The following is a 1,504-nucleotide window of genomic DNA, read 5'->3' as shown; positions in this document are numbered from 1 at the left end:
GGTGGTCAGGCCGGCTCGAGTCCTGGGGCGCCGGCTTCCGTGACGAAGGACGCCGCGGTCGTGACGGGTGCGCCCGGCCTGGTGACGTACGGGACGGTCTTGAAGTCGGCGCGGGCCGCCTGCTGCCCGAGCGTGACGGTGACGTAGCCGCGCCGTCCGTTGTAGAACTTCATGTGCGGGTTGGCCGCGAGGTAGGTGGCCCAGTTGCCCGGCCGGTCCGCTCCGTCGCGCCCGCTGGTGATCGACGTGGTGACGATCTCCGTGCCCACGGTCCGGGACCCGGGGTCGTCGAAGTCGCGCTTGATGTCGAACGCGTAGTGCACGTGCACGTCGCCGGTGAGGACCATGAGGTTCTCCACGCCGGCGGCCTCGGCCCCCGCCAGGATCCGCTCGCGGGAGGCCGGGTAGCCGTCCCAGGAGTCCATGGAAACCTTGGACGGCGTGGCGGTGGTGTTGTACCGCCGGGAGAAGGTGACCTGCTGCGGCACGACGTTCCACAGCGCCCGCGAGGCGTGCCAGCCGTCGATCAGCCACCGCTCCTGCGTGGCACCGGTGAGTGTGCGCGCCGGGTCCTCGGACTCCGGGCCGGGATACTGCCAGCCGTCGCCGTAGGCCTGGTCGGAGCGGTACTGGCGGGTGTCCAGGACGTCGAACTGGGCGAGCCGGCCCCAGTGCAGGCGGCGGTAGAGCCGCATGTCGGAGCCGGTGGGCAGCTGGGGCCGGCGCAGGGGCTGGTTCTCCCAGTAGGCGCGGTAGGCGGAGGCGCGGCGCAGCAGGAACTCCTCGGAGGAGCCGCCGTCCTCCGGTGTGTCGTCGGCGTAGTTGTTCTCCGTCTCGTGGTCGTCCCAGGTGACCACGAAGGGGTGCGCGGCGTGCGCGGCCATCAGGTCCGGGTCGGACTTGAACAGGGCGTAGCGCAGCCGGTAGTCCTCCAGCGTCACCGTCTCGTGGTTGTAGTGGGACGGCAGGGTGCGGTCGGTGTACTCGCGGTCGTTCCCGGTGGCGTTGACGGCGTACTCGTACAGGTAGTCGCCCAGGTGGAAGACGACGTCCACGTCGTCCTCGGCGAGGTGGCGGTAGGCGGTGTAGTAGCCGTCGGCGTAGGCCTGGCAGGAGACGGCGCCCAGGGTGAGCGCGGTGGGGCGGCTGCCGGGCGGCGGGGCGGTACGGGTGCGGCCGGTGGGGCTCAGCCAGGCGCCGGCCCGGAAGCGGTAGAAGTACACGCGGTCGGCCGGCAGGTGGGGCACCTCGACGTGGACGGTGTGGCTGAACTCGGGGTGGGCGGTCGCGGTGCCGCGCCTGACGATCCGGCGGAAGTCGGCGTCGTGGGCCAACTCCCAGAGCACCGTGACGCGTTGCGCGGGCAGTCCGCCGTCGGGCTGGTACGGCTGCGGGGCCAGCCGGGTCCACAGCAGGACCGAGCCGGGCAGCGGGTCACCCGAGGCCACGCCCAGCGTGAAGGGGTCCTCGGTGATTCTCCGGCCGTCGAACTCGGCGGCGGCGG

At 72.1% G+C, this 1,504-nt stretch carries 1 protein-coding gene; it reads right to left on the bottom strand.

Features of this window, described 5'->3' with window-relative positions; translation table 11 throughout:
- Positions 1-5: 5 nt before the first annotated feature.
- Positions 6-1,504: alkaline phosphatase (locus tag H5J33_RS34945; protein WP_181798670.1), on the bottom strand; the 1,499-nt coding region annotated here is incomplete at its 5' end.

It is taken from the genome of Streptomyces sp. WELS2, assembly GCF_013870595.1.
Classification (GTDB): Bacteria; Actinomycetota; Actinomycetes; order Streptomycetales; family Streptomycetaceae; genus Streptomyces.
This window is presented reverse-complemented; position numbering and strand designations above follow the sequence as displayed.